Origin of the sequence: Neisseria mucosa, from assembly GCF_003044445.1 — a bacterium.
Lineage (GTDB): Bacteria > Pseudomonadota > Gammaproteobacteria > Burkholderiales > Neisseriaceae > Neisseria > Neisseria mucosa_A.
Map to the genome: position 1 here is coordinate 75757 of NZ_POWX01000007.1, position 18786 is coordinate 94542.

The 18786-nt window shown below is 52.0% G+C and carries 14 protein-coding genes, 1 tRNA gene, 2 pseudogenes and 1 riboswitch; of the genes and pseudogenes, 10 read left to right on the forward strand and 7 right to left on the reverse strand.

Going from position 1 to position 18786, the window contains the following annotated elements:
- The first annotated feature begins 17 nt into the window (after positions 1-17).
- From acnD to rpmG, 7 genes are all read left to right on the forward strand, one after another.
- Positions 18-2627, forward strand: a complete 2610-nt coding sequence (gene acnD, locus DBY90_RS05815) for a Fe/S-dependent 2-methylisocitrate dehydratase AcnD (RefSeq protein ID WP_070493495.1) — start codon at positions 18-20, stop codon at positions 2625-2627.
- A 41-nt stretch (positions 2628-2668) separates the two neighbouring features.
- Complete coding sequence (gene prpF, locus DBY90_RS05820) at positions 2669-3838, forward strand: 2-methylaconitate cis-trans isomerase PrpF (protein ID WP_070493492.1); 1170 nt, start codon at positions 2669-2671, stop codon at positions 3836-3838.
- Positions 3839-3965: 127 nt separating this feature from the next.
- Positions 3966-5177, forward strand: coding sequence for an acetate kinase (locus DBY90_RS05825; RefSeq protein WP_107986727.1), 1212 nt, complete (start codon positions 3966-3968; stop codon positions 5175-5177).
- A gap of 738 nt (positions 5178-5915) precedes the next feature.
- Positions 5916-7046 (forward strand): HlyD family secretion protein, encoded by a 1131-nt coding sequence (locus DBY90_RS05830; protein WP_199904697.1) that lies wholly within the window; start codon positions 5916-5918, stop codon positions 7044-7046.
- 188 nt (positions 7047-7234) lie between these two features.
- The gene (locus tag DBY90_RS05835) at positions 7235-8764 is read left to right on the forward strand and encodes a DHA2 family efflux MFS transporter permease subunit (protein ID WP_107986731.1); all 1530 of its coding nucleotides are present in this window, start codon (positions 7235-7237) and stop codon (positions 8762-8764) included.
- Between the two features lie 276 nt (positions 8765-9040).
- Positions 9041-9274 carry a 50S ribosomal protein L28 gene (gene rpmB / locus DBY90_RS05840; protein WP_002216391.1) on the forward strand — a complete coding sequence of 78 codons (234 nt, stop codon included), beginning with the start codon at positions 9041-9043 and terminating at the stop codon, positions 9272-9274.
- A gap of 28 nt (positions 9275-9302) precedes the next feature.
- A complete protein-coding gene (rpmG, locus tag DBY90_RS05845) occupies positions 9303-9458 on the forward strand; it encodes a 50S ribosomal protein L33 (protein ID WP_003684373.1) in 156 nt (51 codons plus the stop codon).
- A gap of 231 nt (positions 9459-9689) precedes the next feature.
- On the opposite strand, the gene ubiM is transcribed toward rpmG, so the two are convergent.
- The 4 genes from ubiM to DBY90_RS05870 form a co-directional block, all read right to left on the reverse strand.
- On the reverse strand, positions 9690-10874 hold the full coding sequence (ubiM, locus tag DBY90_RS05855; protein ID WP_107986733.1) for a 5-demethoxyubiquinol-8 5-hydroxylase UbiM: 1185 nt from the start codon (positions 10872-10874) through the stop codon (positions 9690-9692).
- A 218-nt stretch (positions 10875-11092) separates the two neighbouring features.
- Positions 11093-11167, reverse strand: a tRNA-Arg gene (locus DBY90_RS05860).
- Positions 11168-11171: 4 nt separating this feature from the next.
- Positions 11172-11618: a DUF441 domain-containing protein gene (locus tag DBY90_RS05865; RefSeq protein WP_003744065.1), complete on the reverse strand. Its 447-nt coding sequence runs from the start codon at positions 11616-11618 to the stop codon at positions 11172-11174.
- Between the two features lie 5 nt (positions 11619-11623).
- Entirely contained in the window at positions 11624-12598 is a 975-nt protein-coding gene (locus tag DBY90_RS05870; RefSeq protein WP_049228663.1) for a polyprenyl synthetase family protein, read from the reverse strand.
- Positions 12599-12858: 260 nt separating this feature from the next.
- Here DBY90_RS05870 and rplU point away from each other — a divergent pair, with 260 nt between their 5' ends.
- Positions 12859-13167: a 50S ribosomal protein L21 gene (rplU, locus tag DBY90_RS05875; RefSeq protein ID WP_003763980.1), complete on the forward strand. Its 309-nt coding sequence runs from the start codon at positions 12859-12861 to the stop codon at positions 13165-13167.
- 25 nt (positions 13168-13192) lie between these two features.
- On the forward strand, positions 13193-13465 hold the full coding sequence (rpmA, locus tag DBY90_RS05880; RefSeq protein WP_002212328.1) for a 50S ribosomal protein L27: 273 nt from the start codon (positions 13193-13195) through the stop codon (positions 13463-13465).
- 336 nt (positions 13466-13801) lie between these two features.
- Here rpmA and DBY90_RS12780 read toward each other — a convergent pair.
- The 3 genes and pseudogenes from DBY90_RS12780 to DBY90_RS13560 form a co-directional block, all read right to left on the reverse strand.
- Positions 13802-13909: pseudogene (locus tag DBY90_RS12780) on the reverse strand (IS5/IS1182 family transposase); the annotation flags it as partial.
- Between the two features lie 44 nt (positions 13910-13953).
- Complete coding sequence (gene thiC, locus DBY90_RS05885) at positions 13954-15855, reverse strand: phosphomethylpyrimidine synthase ThiC (protein WP_003744055.1); 1902 nt, start codon at positions 15853-15855, stop codon at positions 13954-13956.
- A 93-nt stretch (positions 15856-15948) separates the two neighbouring features.
- Positions 15949-16048: riboswitch (TPP riboswitch) on the reverse strand.
- 213 nt (positions 16049-16261) lie between these two features.
- Positions 16262-17437 (reverse strand): annotated as a pseudogene (locus DBY90_RS13560) (cytochrome-c peroxidase).
- A gap of 329 nt (positions 17438-17766) precedes the next feature.
- On the opposite strand from DBY90_RS13560, the gene DBY90_RS05895 reads away from it, so the two are divergent.
- The gene (locus DBY90_RS05895; RefSeq protein WP_070491397.1) at positions 17767-18756 is read left to right on the forward strand and encodes an NAD(P)H-dependent glycerol-3-phosphate dehydrogenase; all 990 of its coding nucleotides are present in this window, start codon (positions 17767-17769) and stop codon (positions 18754-18756) included.
- Positions 18757-18786: the final 30 nt, after the last annotated feature.

An 18786-nucleotide genomic window follows, 5' to 3' on the forward strand; every position in this document is an offset into this window, starting at 1 on the left:
CCACAGGAGAACTGAACATGGCTGCCAACCAAAGTTACCGCAAACCGCTGCCCGGTACGGATTTGGAATACTACGACGCGCGTGCGGCGTGTGAGGACATTCAAGCCGGCTCTTACGACAAGCTGCCTTACACGAGCCGCATTTTGGCGGAGAACTTGGTCAACCGCGCGGACAAAGTCGATTTGCCGACGCTGCAAAGCTGGCTGGTCCAGCTGATAGAAGGCAAGCAGGAAATCGATTTTCCGTGGTATCCCGCGCGGGTGGTGTGCCACGATATTTTGGGGCAGACCGCGCTGGTGGATTTGGCGGGCTTGCGCGATGCGATTGCAGAGAAGGGCGGCGATCCGTCCAAAGTGAATCCTGTGGTGCAGACGCAGCTTATCGTCGACCACTCGTTGGCGGTGGAATGCGGCGGCTACGATCCTGATGCGTTCCGCAAAAACCGCGAAATTGAAGACCGGCGCAACGAAGACCGTTTCCACTTTATCAACTGGACGAAAACCGCTTTTGAAAATGTGGACGTGATTCCGGCGGGCAACGGCATCATGCACCAAATCAATCTGGAAAAAATGTCGCCCGTCGTCCAAGTCAAAAACGGCGTGGCGTTCCCCGATACCTGCGTCGGAACGGACTCGCATACGCCTCACGTCGATTCTTTGGGCGTGATTTCCGTGGGCGTGGGCGGTTTGGAAGCGGAAACGGTGATGCTGGGACGCGCGTCCATGATGCGCCTGCCGGATATTGTCGGCGTGGAGCTGACGGGCAAACGTCAGCCGGGCATTACCGCGACGGATATTGTGTTGGCACTGACCGAGTTTCTGCGCAAAGAACGCGTGGTCGGGGCGTTTGTCGAATTTTTCGGCGAGGGCGCAAGAAGCCTGTCCATCGGCGACCGCGCGACCATTTCCAACATGACGCCGGAGTTCGGCGCGACTGCCGCCATGTTCGCCATCGACGCGCAAACCATCGATTATTTGAAACTGACCGGACGCGAGGACGCGCAGGTGAAATTGGTGGAAACCTACGCCAAAACCGCAGGGCTGTGGGCGGACGACCTGAAAACCGCCGTTTATCCGCGCGTGTTGAAGTTTGATTTGAGCAGCGTAACGCGCAACATGGCAGGCCCGAGCAACCCGCACGCGCGTTTTGCCACTGTCGATTTGGCGGCGAAAGGGCTGGCGAAGCCTTACGAAGAGCCTTCAGACGGCCTTATGCCCGACGGCGCGGTCATCATCGCCGCGATTACCAGTTGCACCAACACTTCCAACCCGCGCAACGTCGTTGCCGCCGCGCTTTTGGCGCGCAACGCCAACCGCTTCGGGCTGAAACGCAAACCGTGGGTCAAAACCTCGTTCGCCCCCGGCTCGAAAGTGGCGGAAATCTATTTGAAAGAAGCAGGCCTGCTGCCCGAAATGGAAAAACTCGGCTTCGGCATCGTCGCCTTCGCCTGCACCACCTGCAACGGCATGAGCGGCGCGCTCGACCCGAAAATCCAGCAGGAAATCATAGACCGCGATTTGTACGCCACCGCCGTACTGTCGGGCAACCGCAACTTCGACGGCCGCATCCACCCGTATGCGAAACAGGCTTTCCTCGCTTCGCCCCCGCTGGTGGTGGCATACGCCATCGCGGGCAGCATCCGTTTCGATATTGAAAACGACGTACTCGGCGTTTCAGACGACGGCAAGGAAATCCGCCTGAAAGACATTTGGCCGACCGACGAAGAAATCGATGCCGTCGTTGCTGAGTATGTGAAACCGCAACAATTCCGCGATGTTTATATCCCGATGTTCGACACCGGCAAAGCGCAGAAAGCACCTAGCCCATTGTACGACTGGCGTCCGATGTCCACCTACATCCGCCGTCCGCCCTATTGGGAAGGCGCATTGGCGGGCGAACGCACGTTGACCGGTATGCGTCCGCTGGCGATTCTGCCCGACAACATCACCACCGACCACCTCTCGCCTTCCAACGCGATTCTGGCAAGCAGCGCGGCAGGCGAATATCTGGCGAAAATGGGTTTGCCCGAAGAAGACTTCAATTCCTACGCCACCCACCGCGGCGACCACCTCACCGCCCAACGCGCGACTTTCGCCAATCCCAAATTGTTTAACGAAATGGTGAAAAACGAAGACGGCAGCGTGCGCCAAGGCTCGCTCGCCCGCGTCGAGCCCGAAGGTGAAACCATGCGTATGTGGGAAGCCATCGAAACCTACATGAACCGCAAACAGCCGCTCATTATCATCGCCGGCGCGGACTACGGACAAGGCTCCAGCCGCGACTGGGCGGCGAAGGGCGTAAGGCTGGCGGGCGTGGAAGCCATCGCCGCCGAAGGTTTCGAGCGCATCCACCGCACCAACCTCATCGGCATGGGTGTATTGCCGCTGCAATTCAAAGCCGGCACCAACCGCCACACCCTGCAACTGGACGGCACGGAAACCTACGACGTGGTCGGCGAACGCAAACCGCGCGGCGACCTGACCCTCGTCATTCACCGCAAAAACGGCGAAACCGTCGAAGTCCCCGTTACCTGCCGCCTCGATACCGCAGAGGAAGTGCTGGTGTACGAAGCCGGCGGCGTGCTGCAACGGTTTGCACAGGACTTTTTGGAAGGGAACGCGGCTTAGAGGTCGTCTGAAAACCCAAATCAAAAACAAGGAGAAACAGAATGCCGCAAATCAAAATCCCCGCCGTTTACTACCGCGGCGGCACATCCAAAGGCGTGTTTTTCAAACGTTCCGACCTGCCCGAGGCGGCGCGGGAAGCGGGCAGCGCGCGCGACAAAATCCTGTTGCGCGTACTCGGCAGCCCTGACCCGTACGGCAAGCAGATAGACGGTTTGGGCAACGCCAGCTCGTCCACCAGCAAGGCGGTAATTTTGGACAAATCCGAACGCGCCGACCACGATGTCGATTACCTTTTCGGGCAAGTTTCCATCGACAAGCCTTTCGTCGATTGGAGCGGCAACTGCGGCAACCTCACCGCCGCCGTGGGCGCGTTCGCCATCGAGCAGGGCTTGGTCGATAAAGGCAAAATCCCTTCAGACGGCATCTGCACGGTCAAAATCTGGCAGAAAAACATCGGCAAGACCATCATTGCCCATGTTCCGATGCAAAACGGCGAAGTGTTGGAAACGGGCGATTTCGAGCTGGACGGCGTTACCTTTCCCGCCGCCGAAGTGCAAATCGAATTTCTCAATCCCGCCGACGGAGAAGGCAGTATGTTTCCGACCGGCAATTTGGTGGACGAGCTGGACGTTCCGGACATAGGTCGTCTGAAAGCCACGCTCATCAACGCTGGCATTCCGACCGTTTTCCTGAACGCCGCCGATTTGGGCTACACGGGCAAAGAGTTGCAGGACGACATCAACAACGATGCCGCCGCGCTGGAAAAATTTGAAAAAATCCGCGCTTACGGTGCGCTGAAAATGGGCTTGATTAACGACGTGTCCGAAGCCGCCGCCCGCGCGCACACGCCGAAAGTCGCCTTCGTCGCGCCCGCCGCCGATTACACCGCCTCCAGCGGCAAAACCGTGAACGCCGCCGACATCGATTTGCTGGTACGCGCCCTGAGCATGGGCAAACTGCACCACGCCATGATGGGTACTGCCTCGGTCGCCATTGCCGCTGCCGCCGCTGTCCCTGGCACGCTGGTCAACCTCGCCGCAGGCGGCGGAACGCGCAACGAAGTGCGCTTCGGCCATCCTTCCGGCACATTGCGCGTCGGTGCGGCGGCAGAGTGTTCAGATGGCATTTGGGCGGTGAAAAAAGCCGTCATGAGCCGCAGCGCGCGCGTGATTATGGAAGGGCGGGTCAGAGTGCCTGAGGATTGTTTTTAAATCGACACAGCGTGGGTTTGCCCGCAAAACCCAAAGAGGTCGTCTGAAACACACCCCGCCAAACGCCCATCCTTTTTCAGACGACCCCATACCAAAAAAACAACCACAAACTACAAGGAGAAATATCATGTCCGACCAACTCATCCTCGTTCTGAACTGCGGCAGCTCCTCGCTCAAAGGTGCCGTTATCGACCGTAAAAACGGCAGCGTCGTCCTAAGCTGCCTCGGCGAACGTTTGGGTACGCCCGAAGCCGTCATTACCTTCAGCAAAGATGGCAACAAACGCCAAGCTCCCCTGTCCGGCCGCAACTGCCACGCCGGCGCGGTGGGTATGCTGTTGAACGAACTCGAAAAACACGGTCTGCACGACCGCATCAAAGCCATCGGACACCGCATCGCCCATGGCGGCGAAAAATATCACGAGTCCGTCCTCATCGACCAAGACGTCCTCGACGAACTGAAAGCCTGCATCCCGCTCGCCCCGCTGCATAACCCCGCCAACATCAGCGGCATCCTCGCCGCGCAGGAACACTTCCCCGGGCTGCCCAACGTCGGCGTGATGGACACCTCGTTCCACCAAACCATGCCCGAACGCGCCTATACCTACGCCGTGCCGCGCGAATTGCGCAAAAAACACGCCTTCCGCCGCTACGGTTTCCACGGCACCAGCATGCGCTACGTCGCCCCCGAAGCAGCGCGGATTTTGGGCAAACCGCTGGAAGATTTGCGCATGATCGTCGCCCACCTCGGCAACGGCGCATCCATCACCGCCATCCGAAACGGCAAATCCGTCGATACCAGCATGGGCTTCACCCCCATCGAAGGCCTCGTCATGGGCACCCGCTGCGGCGACATCGACCCCGGCGTGTACAGCTACCTGACCGCCCACGCCGGCATGAACATCGAGCAAGTCGATGAAATGTTGAACAAAAAATCAGGATTGCTCGGCATCTCCGAACTCTCCAACGACTGCCGCACCCTCGAAATCGCCGCCGACGAAGGCCACGAAGGCGCACGCCTCGCCCTCGAAGTCATGACCTACCGCCTCGCCAAATACATCGCCTCGATGTCGGTCGCCTGCGGCGGCATAGACGCCCTCGTTTTCACCGGCGGCATCGGCGAAAACTCTCGCAACATCCGCGCCAAAACCGTCGCCTACCTCGACTATTTGGGTCTGCACATCGACACCAAAGCCAATATGGAAAAACGCTACGGCAACTCAGGCATCATCAGCCCGACAGGTTCCAATCCTGCCGTCTTGGTCGTACCGACTAACGAAGAACTGATGATCGCACTCGACACCGCCGAACTGGCAGGCTTTTTGCAAGAAGCAGGCTGAGGTTGAGGCAATACGTTGTTGAAATAACAATGAAATAGAAAAGAGGTCGTCTGAAAGATAGGTTTCAGACGACCTCTTTGTTTGGAAAGACGATCTTATGCTTTTCTTTGTTATTTGGAAGAGAACTAAGAGGGTAGGGGATGTTTTTCAGCTTAAAAGCAAGGTTATGAAACAGATACTTTCCCGACTCAGGGAAAAGTTAAATTTTAGGAATAAATGTTTATTATGTTAATTTGAAATATTGAAATAGTTTCATGAGAAATTAAAAGAGGTAAGTAAGCAACAATGAAACGTAATTCAGATATGTTTTACATTCCGTATGGGATTAAAATACCTGTAAATTATTCTTTAATAATCATTCTATTGAGTAAATAAAAATGACAATAAATTATTAAAGGGATGGTTTGTCATATTTCATTTAAAATAGTTACTTGATTGAGTAATGGTGCGGATATAGAATGCCCGTTTCCCTATATCTTATTTGACGTTTAAATAAAATCAATAAGATATTATTATTTAATAAACATAAAATAATATTCGATATTAGGCTTTTTACGAATCCTTAGATTGATCTTGTTTTTGAAATCAAGGTAAATCGGAGCGGCTACGGATTTATCCAAGATTCGGATGTTAGTTTTGTAGAAAGCCTATTAGTTTAATACTCGGGTAAATTAAATCATGGAAACAAAGTCAGCAAACGGCGGGCAAACTCCTGGCACATTGGGCAAACCGGTCAAAATGCCGAACAGGCGCAAGCGGAATATGGCAGTGGTTACGCTGTTATTTGTTTTGGCGGCTATTGGCGTGGCTTTTGCTTATGTTTTGTTTTGGCAGCACGAAGAAACAACTGAAGACGCATATGTTGCGGGATATTTGGTTCAGATTACGCCGCAAGTTGGCGGGACAGTGCGCAAAGTCATGTTTGACGACACGGATGTTGTGAAAAAAGGCGATGTTTTGGTTACTCTGGACGACAGTGATTTCCAACTGGCGTATGACAGGGCGCAAAACGAGCTGATTCAGGCAATCCGTCAAAACAAGCAGCAGACGGCAGTCAATTCCCAGGCGAAAGCGCAAGTGTTGCTGCGTAAAGCCGATTTGGCACGCGCTCAGGTAGATTTGCGACGCCGGGAGGCCCTATCCGGTACGGATGCCATTTCCGGTGAGGAGTTAAGTCATGCCCGGGCGGCGGTCATTCAGGCTCAAGCAGCATTGAAAGCAGTGGAAGCGGAAGAGGCTTCGGCTCAGGCTGCGTTGGGTAACAATATTCCAGTGCGCGAACAACCTGCCGTTCAGACCGCAGTGAGCAAGATTAAAGATGCCTGGCTGAATTTGCAGCGTACACAAATCCGCGCGCCTATGGCCGGGCAGATTGCAAAACGCAATGTCCAAGTCGGACAGAGAATTTCGCAAGGCGCGGCGTTGATGGCAGTTGTTCCCCTGACGGATTTGTGGGTGGATGCCAATTTTAAAGAATCGCAATTACGGAAAATGAAAATCGGACAGCCTGTGGAAATGACTGCCGATTTGTACGGCAAAAAAGTGGTTTACCACGGTAAAGTCATGGGCTTGTCCGCAGGGACGGGCAGCGCGTTTTCGCTCTTGCCGCCGCAAAACGCAACGGGTAACTGGATTAAAGTTGTTCAGCGCGTACCGGTCAGAATCAGCCTGGATCCTAACGAATTGAAAGCAAACCCCTTGCGCGTCGGTTTGTCCATGACAGTCAAAGTCGATATTGCAGAAGCGGGTTCGGGTAAGCCGATGACGGCGGCCGCCGTGCAAAATTCGGCAGCCCCGGAAACGGACAGCGTAGATTGGGCAGCGGCTAATGCATTAATCGATAAGATTTTTGAAAAATACGCCAAATAACCTGTTTCAGACGACCTTCGGTATCCCGACAGGTCGTCTGAAACGTTCATATCCGGCAAATTAGTGGAACAAGTAATGCGATCAGGATGAGGGGCTTGCTCATTCTGTTTCGAGAAAAAAGTCGATACGGAAAATCCCGCCTGAGTTGAAAGCGGGAATGGCAATGTCGGCAGTGAAGGAAGATTTTGATGAATTATCCGCCGTTGACAGGCATCAGGTTGGTCTTGGTTACATTGTCGCTGAGCCTTGCCGTCTTTATGGAAGTATTGGATACGACGATTGCCAATGTTGCCGTCCCCGTTATTGCCGGTGATTTGGGTGCGGCAACGACTCAGGGAACGTGGGTGATTACATCATTTGCCGTGGCAAATGCCATTTCCGTACCGCTGACAGGGTTTCTTGCGAAGCGGATGGGTGAAGTGCGGCTGTTTGTCGGATCGGTCATCGGCTTCGTGATTACATCTTGGCTGTGCGGTATTTCACCGAATTTGCAAACCTTGGTGCTCTTCCGTATTTTGCAGGGTTTTGTCGCGGGGCCGCTGATTCCTTTGTCCCAAAGCCTTCTGATGGCATCTTACCCGCCCGAGAAGCGGACTTTGGCATTGGCACTTTGGGCGATGACAGTCGTGGTCGCCCCTGTTTTAGGACCGATTTTCGGTGGCTGGATTTCGGACAACTGGCATTGGGGGTGGATATTTTTCATCAATATCCCCATCGGCATTTTGTCTGCGGTAATCGCCTGGCAGCAACTGCGCGACCGTGAAACCGATACGGTTAAAACGCCTATTGATTACACTGGGCTGATTTTGATGATCGTCGGTATCGGCTCGTTGCAAATGATGTTGGATAGGGGAAAAGAGCTCGATTGGTTCGCATCGGGTGAAATTATCGTGTTGGCAGTCGTTGCAACGGTATGTCTGACTTATTTCATCGTTTGGGAATTAGGTGAAAAATATCCGATTGTCGATTTGTCTTTGTTTAAAAACCGCAACTTTACCATCGGCGTTTTGACGACTTCGCTCGGGTTTATGGTGTATATGGGCACGTTGACGCTTTTGCCGCTGGTGTTGCAGTCCAACCTCGGTTATACCGCCACATGGGCGGGATTGGCGGCTGCCCCTATCGGATTTCTGCCGATTTTCCTATCTCCTTTGATAGGGCGGTTCGGCAATAAAATCGATATGCGCCTGTTGGTTACCGGTAGTTTTTTGATGTTTGCCTTTACTTTTCATTGGCGGACGGATTTTTATGCGGGAATGGACATGAGCAACGTTGTCTGGCCGCAGTTTTGGCAGGGTTTGGGGGTGGCCATGTTCTTCCTGCCGCTGACGACCATTACTCTATCGCATATGAAAGGTCCGCAAATCGCATCGGCAAGCAGTTTGTCGAATTTTCTGCGTGTCTTTATGGGTGGTGTCGGTGTGTCTGTCGTCAGTACCATGTGGGAGCGGAGGGAGGCTTTACATCATACGCAACTGACTGAACATATCACGTCGTATTCTCCGGATACCGCCGAAGCAGTCCGTCAGATGGCGGAAGCGGGTTTGAACGGAGGGCAGGCAGTCGGTCTGATAAACACTACCATTACCCAACAGGGTTTTATCGTCGGCTCGAATGAGATATTTTTGGCGGGCAGTATCTTGTTCATTATCATGATTCCCATTATTTGGCTGGCGAAGCCGCCTTTCCATCATGACGGAGGCGGAGGAGGGCATTGATGAGTGTTGCTACGGAAGGAGATGGAATCGCTAATTCGACAGAAAAGATCGTCTTAAAACGGTAACGACAGTTTCAGACGACCTTTTCATATGCAGAAGCTTTGGAAATCCGCTATAATTTCGCCTCATTCATTTCGCGGTCAAAGCGTTTCGCGAAAACAACATTTCGAAGATTTATCCCGACAGGCAGTCGGTTTTTTGTCAAAATGCTTGAACTAACGCTGTTTTTTATGGTATAAATCGCGTTTTACTATTTTAGAAGTTTGGAGACTAACCATGGCACGAGTTTGCAAAGTGACCGGTAAGCGCCCGATGTCTGGCAACAACGTATCACACGCCAACAACAAAACCAAACGTCGTTTTTTGCCTAACTTGCAATCACGTCGTTTCTGGGTTGAAAGTGAAAACCGCTGGGTTCGCCTGCGCGTTTCTAACGCTGCATTGCGTACCATCGACAAAGTAGGCATTGATGTCGTATTGGCTGATTTGCGTGCTCGCGGCGAAGCTTAATTTAAACCGTTAATTAAGGATTACTGCAATGCGCGATAAAATCAAACTGGAATCCAGTGCTGGTACTGGTCATTTCTACACCACTACCAAAAACAAACGCACTATGCCCGGCAAATTGGAAATCAAAAAATTTGATCCGGTTGCCCGTAAACATGTTATTTACAAAGAAACTAAATTGAAATAATCCGGTTTCTGAGAAATGGAAAAGCCTCTGTCGGACAGGGGCTTTTTTATTTAGAACCTAATATGTTCAAAATTGCTGTGGAAAATATTTAAACTAGTACGGCGTTGCCTCGCCTTGCCGTACTATCTGTACTGTCTTCGGCTTCGTCGCCTTGTCCTGATTTAAATTTAATCCACTATAAAAGGTCGTCTGAAAAGCATTTCAGACGACCTTTTGATGTGTTTAAACGGATTAGCCGGTGAGTTGTTTGGTAATCAGTTTTTTCAGTGGCGGGAAGTTGTTGCTGGCACGCAGTACCAAGCCACGCAGGATTTTGGCGGGAGCGGTTTCATTGGTAAAGAGTTTCAGCAGCATATTGGTGCCGAGGTAAATCGGCTGGGCATGGAGCATATGCTTGGTGCTGTATTTTTCCAGCAGGCTGGCGGCGCCGATGTCCTGACCGCGTTGTTCCGCTTCGAGAATCAGTTTTGCCAAGATGTCCGCGCTGGATAGACCTAAGTTGAAACCGTGTGCGGTAACAGGGTGCATACCTACGGCGGCGTCGCCGATTAAGGCGCTGCGTTTGCCGTAGAAACGTTGGGCAATCATGCCGACCAAGGGGTAGTTGTGAATGGTGCTGACCAATTCCATATCGCCCAAACGGCCTTTGAGCTGCTCTTTGACGCTGGCTGCCAATTCTTCGGGAGACATTTTTTTGATGGTGTCTGCCTTGTCGCTATCGACGGTAATGACTGTGTTGGTCAGGTGTTCTTCCAAAGGCAGCAGGGCGATGGTGCGGCCGTAGTGGAAGCATTCGTAAGCGGTATGCTGGTTGGACAGGGTATGCTTCATGCGGCAGACGAACATGGTGCGGCTGTAATCGTGCATATCGGAGGAAATGCCCAGTTGTCGGCGGGTTTGGGAGAAGCGGCTGTCTGCTGCCAAGAGTAGGCGGCCGCTCAAAACTTCGCCGTTTTCCAAGATGACTTGGGCTTCGTCTTCGGAAGTTTTGACTTCTTTGACGCCCGTGCCAGTCAGGATGGTAACGTTGTCCAGTTTGGAGACGATTTCATAAGCGGCTTTGCGGATATTGTGGTTTGAAATCAGATAACCTAAGCAGTCGGCAGGTTCGCCGCGCGCTTGGGTCGGTTGCGGGAAGTGGAGTTGGTAATCGGACTGCCCGTTCAAGACCTTTGCATCGCGTAAGGGGTAAATTTCGTCTTTCGGAATCAAATCCCACATGCCCAAGCGTTGCATAATTTCGCGGGACAGGTGGGTTAGGGCGATTTCCCTGCCGTCGTAAGGCGGATTTTGCAAAACCTCCAGCGGACTTTTTTCAATCAGGGTAACTTTTAAACCGCTCCCGGCCAATTCGGCTGCAAAGCTGAGTCCTGCCGGTCCCGCACCTACGACGAGAATATCGCTGTGTAAGCTCATAAGGCATCCTTTGTATTTAATGGAATGGAGGTTTCAGGGGATCTTGGAGTAAGGTCGTCTGAAAAAGAGAACTGGGTGTGATTATAGCAAAATAGATGGAGAAAAAAGAGAGATGTAAATGACCAGGGGAAATTTTACTTTGGTCTTAATGTAAATCAAGAATTCGGTAATGTCGGATTGCAGATGGTGGGTATTCAATACGACATATTTTGCAGTGGTGGCCTCGCCAACAGGAATCGAACCTGTATTTTACGCTTAGGAGGCATACGTTCTATCCGTTGAACTATGGCGAGCGTGTTAAACTTTTCCTGCTATAAATGATAATAATCCTGCGGCAATCAGCGGACCGACCGGAATGCCGCCCATAAACGCCACACCGATAACCGTACCGATCAAAAGACCTGTTACCAAAACAGGCTGTTCACTCATTAGCGGTACGCCGCGTCCTGCCAGCCAGGCAACAAGGATACCGATTAATACGGCGGCAATCATTTTAAAATTGACAAACTCCGATAGCGACGGAATTTGAACCTTGCCTGAAACCAAGGGGCTTAAGACCCCGATTGTCAGCAAAATAATCCCAAAATGCAAGCCGTGTTTTTCCATGAAAGGAATATATTGCGACAAAGCAGTCTGCTGCATTAAAAGCAAAATTGCCGCTGAAATCGTAATGGAGTTGTTGTTGCTGACGACACCAAGAAAAATCAGCGTTACCAGAAACATCGGGACGAAGCTGAAATTCATCGGATTTAAGAGACTCGTGCCAATGATTCCTCAGCCAACTGAATCATCGCCTGTTTGACTTCACTGTCGGGCAATACCGCCAAAGAAGCTACTGCTTGTTCAACGGCTTTTCGTGCTTCAGAAATCGAATAAGTCAGCGCATCGGAGCGGACAACATAATCATGGATTTTTTGGAAACTGCTGCGGTCCGCATTTTCCAAAGCATGGCGCACATCGTCCGCGACTTGTTTCGAGCCGTTGCGCATCAGATAAATCAACGGCAGAGTCGGCTTGCCTTCTGCCAAATCATCGCCGACGTTTTTACCGATTTCTTCGGTTTCACCCGAATAATCCAAAACATCATCAATAATTTGGAACGCCGTACCGACATACATGCCGTAATCTTTCAGCGCCTGCTCATGCTCAGGAGAGGCATTGCCCAAAATCGCGCCGACCTGTGCTGCCGCTTCAAACAGTTTGGCCGTTTTGTATTGAATCACTTGAACATATTGCGCTTCGGTGATGTCGGTATTGCCGATGTTCATCAGCTGCATGACCTCGCCTTCGGCAATAATATTAGTTGCATCCGCCATAACTTCCAAAATGCGCATACTGCCGGAATCAACCATCAATTGGAAAGCGCGCGTATATAAAAAGTCGCCGACCAACACCGCCGCCGCATTGCCGAACAGATTATTCGCCGTTTCGCGTCCGCGGCGCAAATCGCTTTCGTCGACCACATCGTCGTGCAGCAGGGTCGAAGTGTGGATAAATTCCACCATCGCCGCCAAAGCATACAGCTTATCTCCATCATAACCGACCGACTTACCTGCCAAAATCGTCATAATCGGACGCAGACGCTTACCGCCGGCACTGATAATATAAGTACCGATTTGCGAAATCAGCGCGACATCAGACTGAACCGCTTTGTTGATCACCTCGTTGACCCGCGAAAGGTCTTCAGGCAAATGACGTTGGAAATAAGGCAGGTTTTCGAGCATAACACATTCTCAGTCAGCAAAATGAAGCAGGTGTGCCGTATAAATAATGGGTTAGGTATAAGGCGGAAATAATATTGCCGCATAAAAATATCGGCAATCCAGCGCGCGATTATAGCAGCAAAGCCCGTTTGACACATCTTTCAGACGACCTTACCCCTACAAACGAAATAAACTTTGACAAAACAGGCAAATAGCAATAGAATTCCGTGTTTCGCACAATGGTGTGCGGGATATTAACCATAATTCTCATGGAGTTGAGTATGTACGCGGTCGTAAAAACCGGCGGCAAACAATATAAAGTTGCCGTTGGCGAAAAATTGAAAGTAGAACAGATACCAGCCGAACTCGACAGCCAAATCGAACTGACCGAAGTTTTGATGATTGCTGACGGCGAATCTGTAAAAGTTGGCGCTCCTTTTATCGAAGGCGCAAAAGTAACAGCTAAAGTAGTAGCCCATGGTCGCGGCGAGAAAGTACGCATTTTCAAAATGCGCCGCCGTAAACACTACCAAAAACGCCAAGGCCATCGCCAAAATTTCACCCAAATCGAAATCGTGGCAATCGCCTAATTTTTGAAACTTAGGAGTATTACAAATGGCAAGTAAAAAAGCAGGCGGTAGCACCCGCAACGGTCGCGATTCAGAAGCCAAACGACTGGGCGTAAAAGCCTACGGCAACGAGCTGATTCCGGCAGGTTCCATCATCGTCCGCCAACGCGGTACCAAATTCCACGCCGGCGACAACGTAGGCATGGGCAAAGACCACACTTTGTTCGCCAAAGTTGACGGTTATGTTGAATTCAAAACCAAAGGCGCGCTGAACCGTAAAACTGTCAGCATCCGTCCTTACACCGGTTCTGAAGAATAATCCGAGTTTATCGTGATATTGAAAAAGCTGTATTTCTTAGGGAATACAGCTTTTTTGTTTGTGTCCGCTTGAGTGGTTTTAAAGGTCGGCTTAGCCGGTTCATTTGGTTTTTCATACCATACCTGTCATCAGTCGGCATTTCAGTCTTTGCCTGCGTAAGGACAGATTGTGGCGGGAATTTATTTTTGAATTCCGTAAACCTTTTTCAAATACCTGTTTCTTGGAATTTTTGTTGAATTCCCGCCTGTCTTAGTAGAATAGCTGCGGAGGATAGGTGCTGCGGTAAACAAAAATGAAGCAAATCGATTTATATGCCCAAAAAATTTCAGGTTTCCAATATAGTGGATTAACTTTAAACCAGTACGGCGTTGCCTCGCCTTGCCGTACTATCTGTACTGTCTGCGGCTTCGTCGCCTTGTCCTGATTTAAATTTAATCCACTATAAAACCAAAAGGTCGTCTGAAAACCATTTTCAGACGACCTTTCTATCAACTGTAAATCTCAGCCCCTTTCTTCACAAACTCGACCGCTTTTTCCTCCATGCCCCGCTGCTGGGCTTTTTGCTTGTCGGCATAGTCGCGCACTTCCTGCGTGATTTTCATCGAGCAGAATTTGGGACCGCACATTGAGCAGAAGTGGGCGATTTTCGCGCCTTCGGCGGGCAGGGTTTCGTCGTGGAAACTTTCGGCGCGTTCGGGGTCGAGGCTGAGGCGGAATTGGTCGCGCCAGCGGAATTCGAAACGCGCCTTGCTCAGGGCGTTGTCGCGCAACTGTGCGCCCGGCCAGCCTTTGGCGAGGTCGGCGGCGTGGGCGGCGAGTTTGTAGGTGATGATGCCGGTGCGCACGTCTTCTTTGTCGGGCAGGCCGAGATGCTCTTTCGGGGTAACGTAGCAGAGCATGGCTGTGCCGTACCAGCCGATATTGGTCGCGCCTATGCCCGAAGTGATGTGGTCGTAGCCGGGGGCGATGTCGGTAACGAGCGGGCCGAGTGTGTAGAAAGGCGCTTCAAAGCAGTGTTGCAGCTCTTCGGTCATGTTTTCTTTGACGCGTTGCAGCGGTACATGGCCGGGGCCTTCGATCATGACTTGTACGTCGTGTTTCCACGCTTTGGCAGTCAATTCGCCCAAGGTGTGCAATTCGGCGAATTGGGATTCGTCGTTGGCATCGGCAATGCAGCCGGGGCGCAGGCCGTCGCCGAGGCTGAACGACACATCGTAGGCTTTCATGATTTCGCAGATTTCGTCGAAATGCGTGTAGAGGAAGTTTTCTTTGTGATGGGCGAGACACCATTTCGCCATGATGGAGCCGCCGCGTGATACGATGCCGGTGAGGCGGTTGGCGGTCATCGGCACATAACGCAGCAACACGCCTGCGTGTATGGTGAAATAGTCCACGCCTTGTTCCGCCTGCTCGATGAGGGTGTCGCGGAACAAATCCCAAGTCAAATCTTCGGCAATGCCGCCGGTTTTTTCCAAAGCCTGATAGATGGGTACCGTGCCGATGGGGACGGGCGCGTTGCGGATAATCCATTCGCGCGTTTCGTGGATATGTGCGCCGGTGGACAAATCCATAATCGTGTCCGCGCCCCAACGCAGCGACCACACCATTTTTTCGACTTCTTCGGTCAGGCTGGAGGTTACGGCGGAGTTGCCCAAGTTGCCGTTGATTTTGACGCGGAAGTTGCGGCCGATAATCATCGGTTCGAGTTCGGGGTGGTTGATGTTGGCGGGGATGATCGCACGTCCGGCGGCGATTTCTTGGCGCACGAATTCGGGTGTGATTTGGTCGGGATGGGTCGGGATGTTCGCGCCGAAACTTTGCCCTGCGTGCTGTTTCAAGAGCTTGGCGTATTCGGGTCGTCTGAAAAGTTCGTCCAGCTTCATGCGTTCGCGTATGGCGACAAATTCCATTTCGGGCGTGATGATGCCTTGGCGGGCATAATGGAGCTGGGTTACGTTGCTGCCTGCTTTGGCGCGGCGTGGGCGGGTGATTTGGTTGAAACGCAGATGGGCGGTTTGCGGGTCGTGCGCGCGTTCGATGCCGTATTCGCTGGAAAGCTTGGGCAGGATTTCGGTATCGCCGCGTTCGTCCAGCCATGCGGTGCGGACGTGCGGCAAACCTTGTTTCAGGTCGATGTGTGCCGCCGGATCGCCGTATACGCCGCTGGTGTCATAGACGGGAATCGGCGGGTTGGCTTCCGTGCCTTGCGCCGTGTAGGTGTCGTCTTGACGGATTTCGCGCAAAGGCACGCGGATGTCGTCGCGGCTGCCTTGCAGATACACGCGCTCCGAGTTCGGATATTTGAAGCGGATGCCGATGTCTTCGCTCAAGTCGGCAAGCTCGCGCGCTTCGTTGCCGGAAGTTTTGGCGGTTTTCTTTGGCGTAGTCATAAAAAATGCTCCTGTTTTCTCGTTTGAAAAGAAGAAACAGGAGCGTTTTGCTTTTTCAGACGGCCTCAATATCAAAAAAAGGCCGTTTGAAAGACAGAATCCGTGAAAACTCCCCACGCAGGTATTATCCCGATCGGGTGTAAAGGGTATTTCTCAGCCGCCTGAACATCAGGCAGCACCCCTGTTTCGTTAGAGGAGGATTATAAACCACGATTGGGGTTTATTGGAAATCTTAACAGGGATGACATCGGTATTTCAAGGAATGAATGGCTTGAATATCGAGGGGATAGCTATATTGCGTTTCCATAAATCGAAACGTCGTCTGAAAAGCAGGACAACTTTTTCAGACGACGTTTGGTATGGCACAAATTTAGGATAACGGGTTCCGTTACCCTAAATCTACGGCTTATTTATTGTTCGGATGGGATTCCATCGGTGCAGACAAAGGCAGTTCGGGTACGGTGCGGGCGGAGTCGGAAACGCTGCCGGACAGTGTTTTCAGGAAGGCAACGATGTTTTCGGTTTCTTCCGAAGTCAGGTCTTTACCCAGCTGCGCTTTACCCATGATGGTAACGGCTTTGTCCAATTCCCAAACGCTGCCGTTGTGGAAATACGGATAAGTTTTGGCGACGTTACGCAAACCTGGGACGCGGAAGAAGAATTCGTCTTCGGCTTTTTTGGTGACGTCGGCACGGCCTTTGTCGTGTTTCGGATCTTCGATGAATTTCCAGTACGGACCTTGAACCAAACCGAATTTTTGGAAGGTTGTGCCGCCGAGGTTGACGCCGCTGTGGCAGGCGATACAGCCGTTGTCCATAAAGGCGCGCACGCCTTTGCGCTCTTGTTCGTTCAGGGCATTGACGTTGCCTTTGAGGTAGTCATCCCATTTGGTCGGCGTCAGCAGTGTGCGTTCGAATGCGCCAAGGGCGGTGGTGATGTTTTTGAAGGAAACTGCGCCGTCTTCAGGGAAGGCGGTTTTAAACAGTTCTTGATATTCGGGGATTTTGGCGATTTTGGCTGCGGCTGCTTCTTGCGAGTCGTTTGCCATTTCCACAGGGTTCACCAACGGTCCGCCGGCTTGTTCTTCAACGTCGGCAGCACGACCGTCCCAGAACTGCATGCCGAGCAGGGCGGCGTTTAAAGCGGTCGGGGAGTTGCGTCCGCCGAACTATCCTTTATGGCCTTGGCTGGTCGGCAGGTTGTCCACGCCTGCGGTGGCAAGGTTGTGGCAGGAGTTGCAGCTTACGGTGTTGCCTTTGGAAAGGCGCGGCTCATACCATAATTGATGGCCGAGTTTGACCTGTTCTTCGGTAAACGGGCGCAGTTTCTGCATTTCTTCGGCACTCGGCAGCGGTTTGAAAATACCTTGTGCGCGTTTGAGCAGCTCTTGATCTTCAGGAGAAGCATTGTTGTCAACGGCGGCTTGGGACGCTGCTGAAGCTGCGTCAGGGGTCGTCTGAACGGCAGAGGCTTCGGTCGGGGCGGAAGCAGGTTTTTGTTCCTTGCTTTCTTGTCCGCCACAGGCGGCCAATGCGGATAAAACGGCAAGCGACAGGAGTAGTCGGGTGTTGCGGTGGTTCATGGCGTATTCCTTTTTTGTAGTGGATATTATTATGAATAAGTACCGTTTCCGTTAATTGCCGTGATGGATGGCGGACGAAAATAGGGAGTGGTATTTCGCTTTATTTGCGTCCGTTTAATATGTCCGGCTTTTTTATCCGTGAAGTATAGGCGGTAAGTGCCATTCAGCCTTTGCGGTAAATCAACATCAATTTTTCAATAGTGATAGACAATGTATGTGATAGTCGCCTGCGTCTTCATGCGTTTTTCATGTTGAATAGGTCTCTATCGCTTGCACTGCCAAGCCGATTGGTTTAAATTAAACGACAATTTACCGTTGGAAGACATACAATGAAAATCACCGTCATCGGCGCAGGTTCTTGGGGTACAGCCCTTGCCCTGCACTTTGCCCGCCACGGCAACGAAGTCGCCCTTTGGACACGCAATCCCGAACAAGTCCGTACATTGCAGGCAGAACGTGAAAACAAACACGGCCTGCCCGGTTTCCCTTTTCCTGAATCTTTAAACGTTTACGCCGATTTGGGTGATGCACTCAAAGACAGCGAGCTTATCCTTGTCGTAACTTCTGTCGCAGGTTTGAGAAGCAGCGCGGAACTTCTGAAGCAACACAATGCCGACCGTGTCCCCGTCCTCGCTGCCTGCAAAGGCTTTGAGCAAGACACAGGGCTGTTGACCTTCCAAGTATTGAAAGAAGTATTGTCTGAGAACAAAAAAATCGGCGTGCTGTCAGGCCCGAGCTTTGCCCAAGAACTCGCCAAACAACTGCCTTGCGCCGTGGTTGTCGCCTCAGAAAATCAGGAGTGGATCGAGGAATTGGTGCCGCAGCTCAACACCAACGTAATGCGTCTCTACGGTAGTACGGACGTGATCGGCGTGGCTGTCGGCGGGGCTGTCAAAAATGTGATGGCAATTGCTACCGGGCTTTCCGACGGTCTCGAATACGGACTCAATGCGCGTGCGGCGCTGGTGACGCGCGGTCTCGCCGAGATTACCCGTCTTGCCATGGCTATGGGCGCGCAGCCTAAGACCATGATGGGGCTTGCCGGCATCGGCGACCTTATCCTGACCTGTACCGGCGCGCTTTCGCGCAACCGTCGTGTCGGTTTGGGTTTGGCAGAAGGTAAAGAACTGCATCAAGTGTTGGTGGAAATCGGCCATGTTTCCGAGGGCGTCAGCACCATCGAAGAAGTGTTTAACACTGCTGTGAAATACCAAATCGACATGCCCATTACCCAAACCCTGCTGCAACTCATCCGCAAAGAAATGACTCCGCAGCAAGTTGCAGAAAGGCTCATGGAGCGCAGTGCGCGCTTTGAGTAAGACCGAACGGCAAAGGTCGTCTGAAAACAT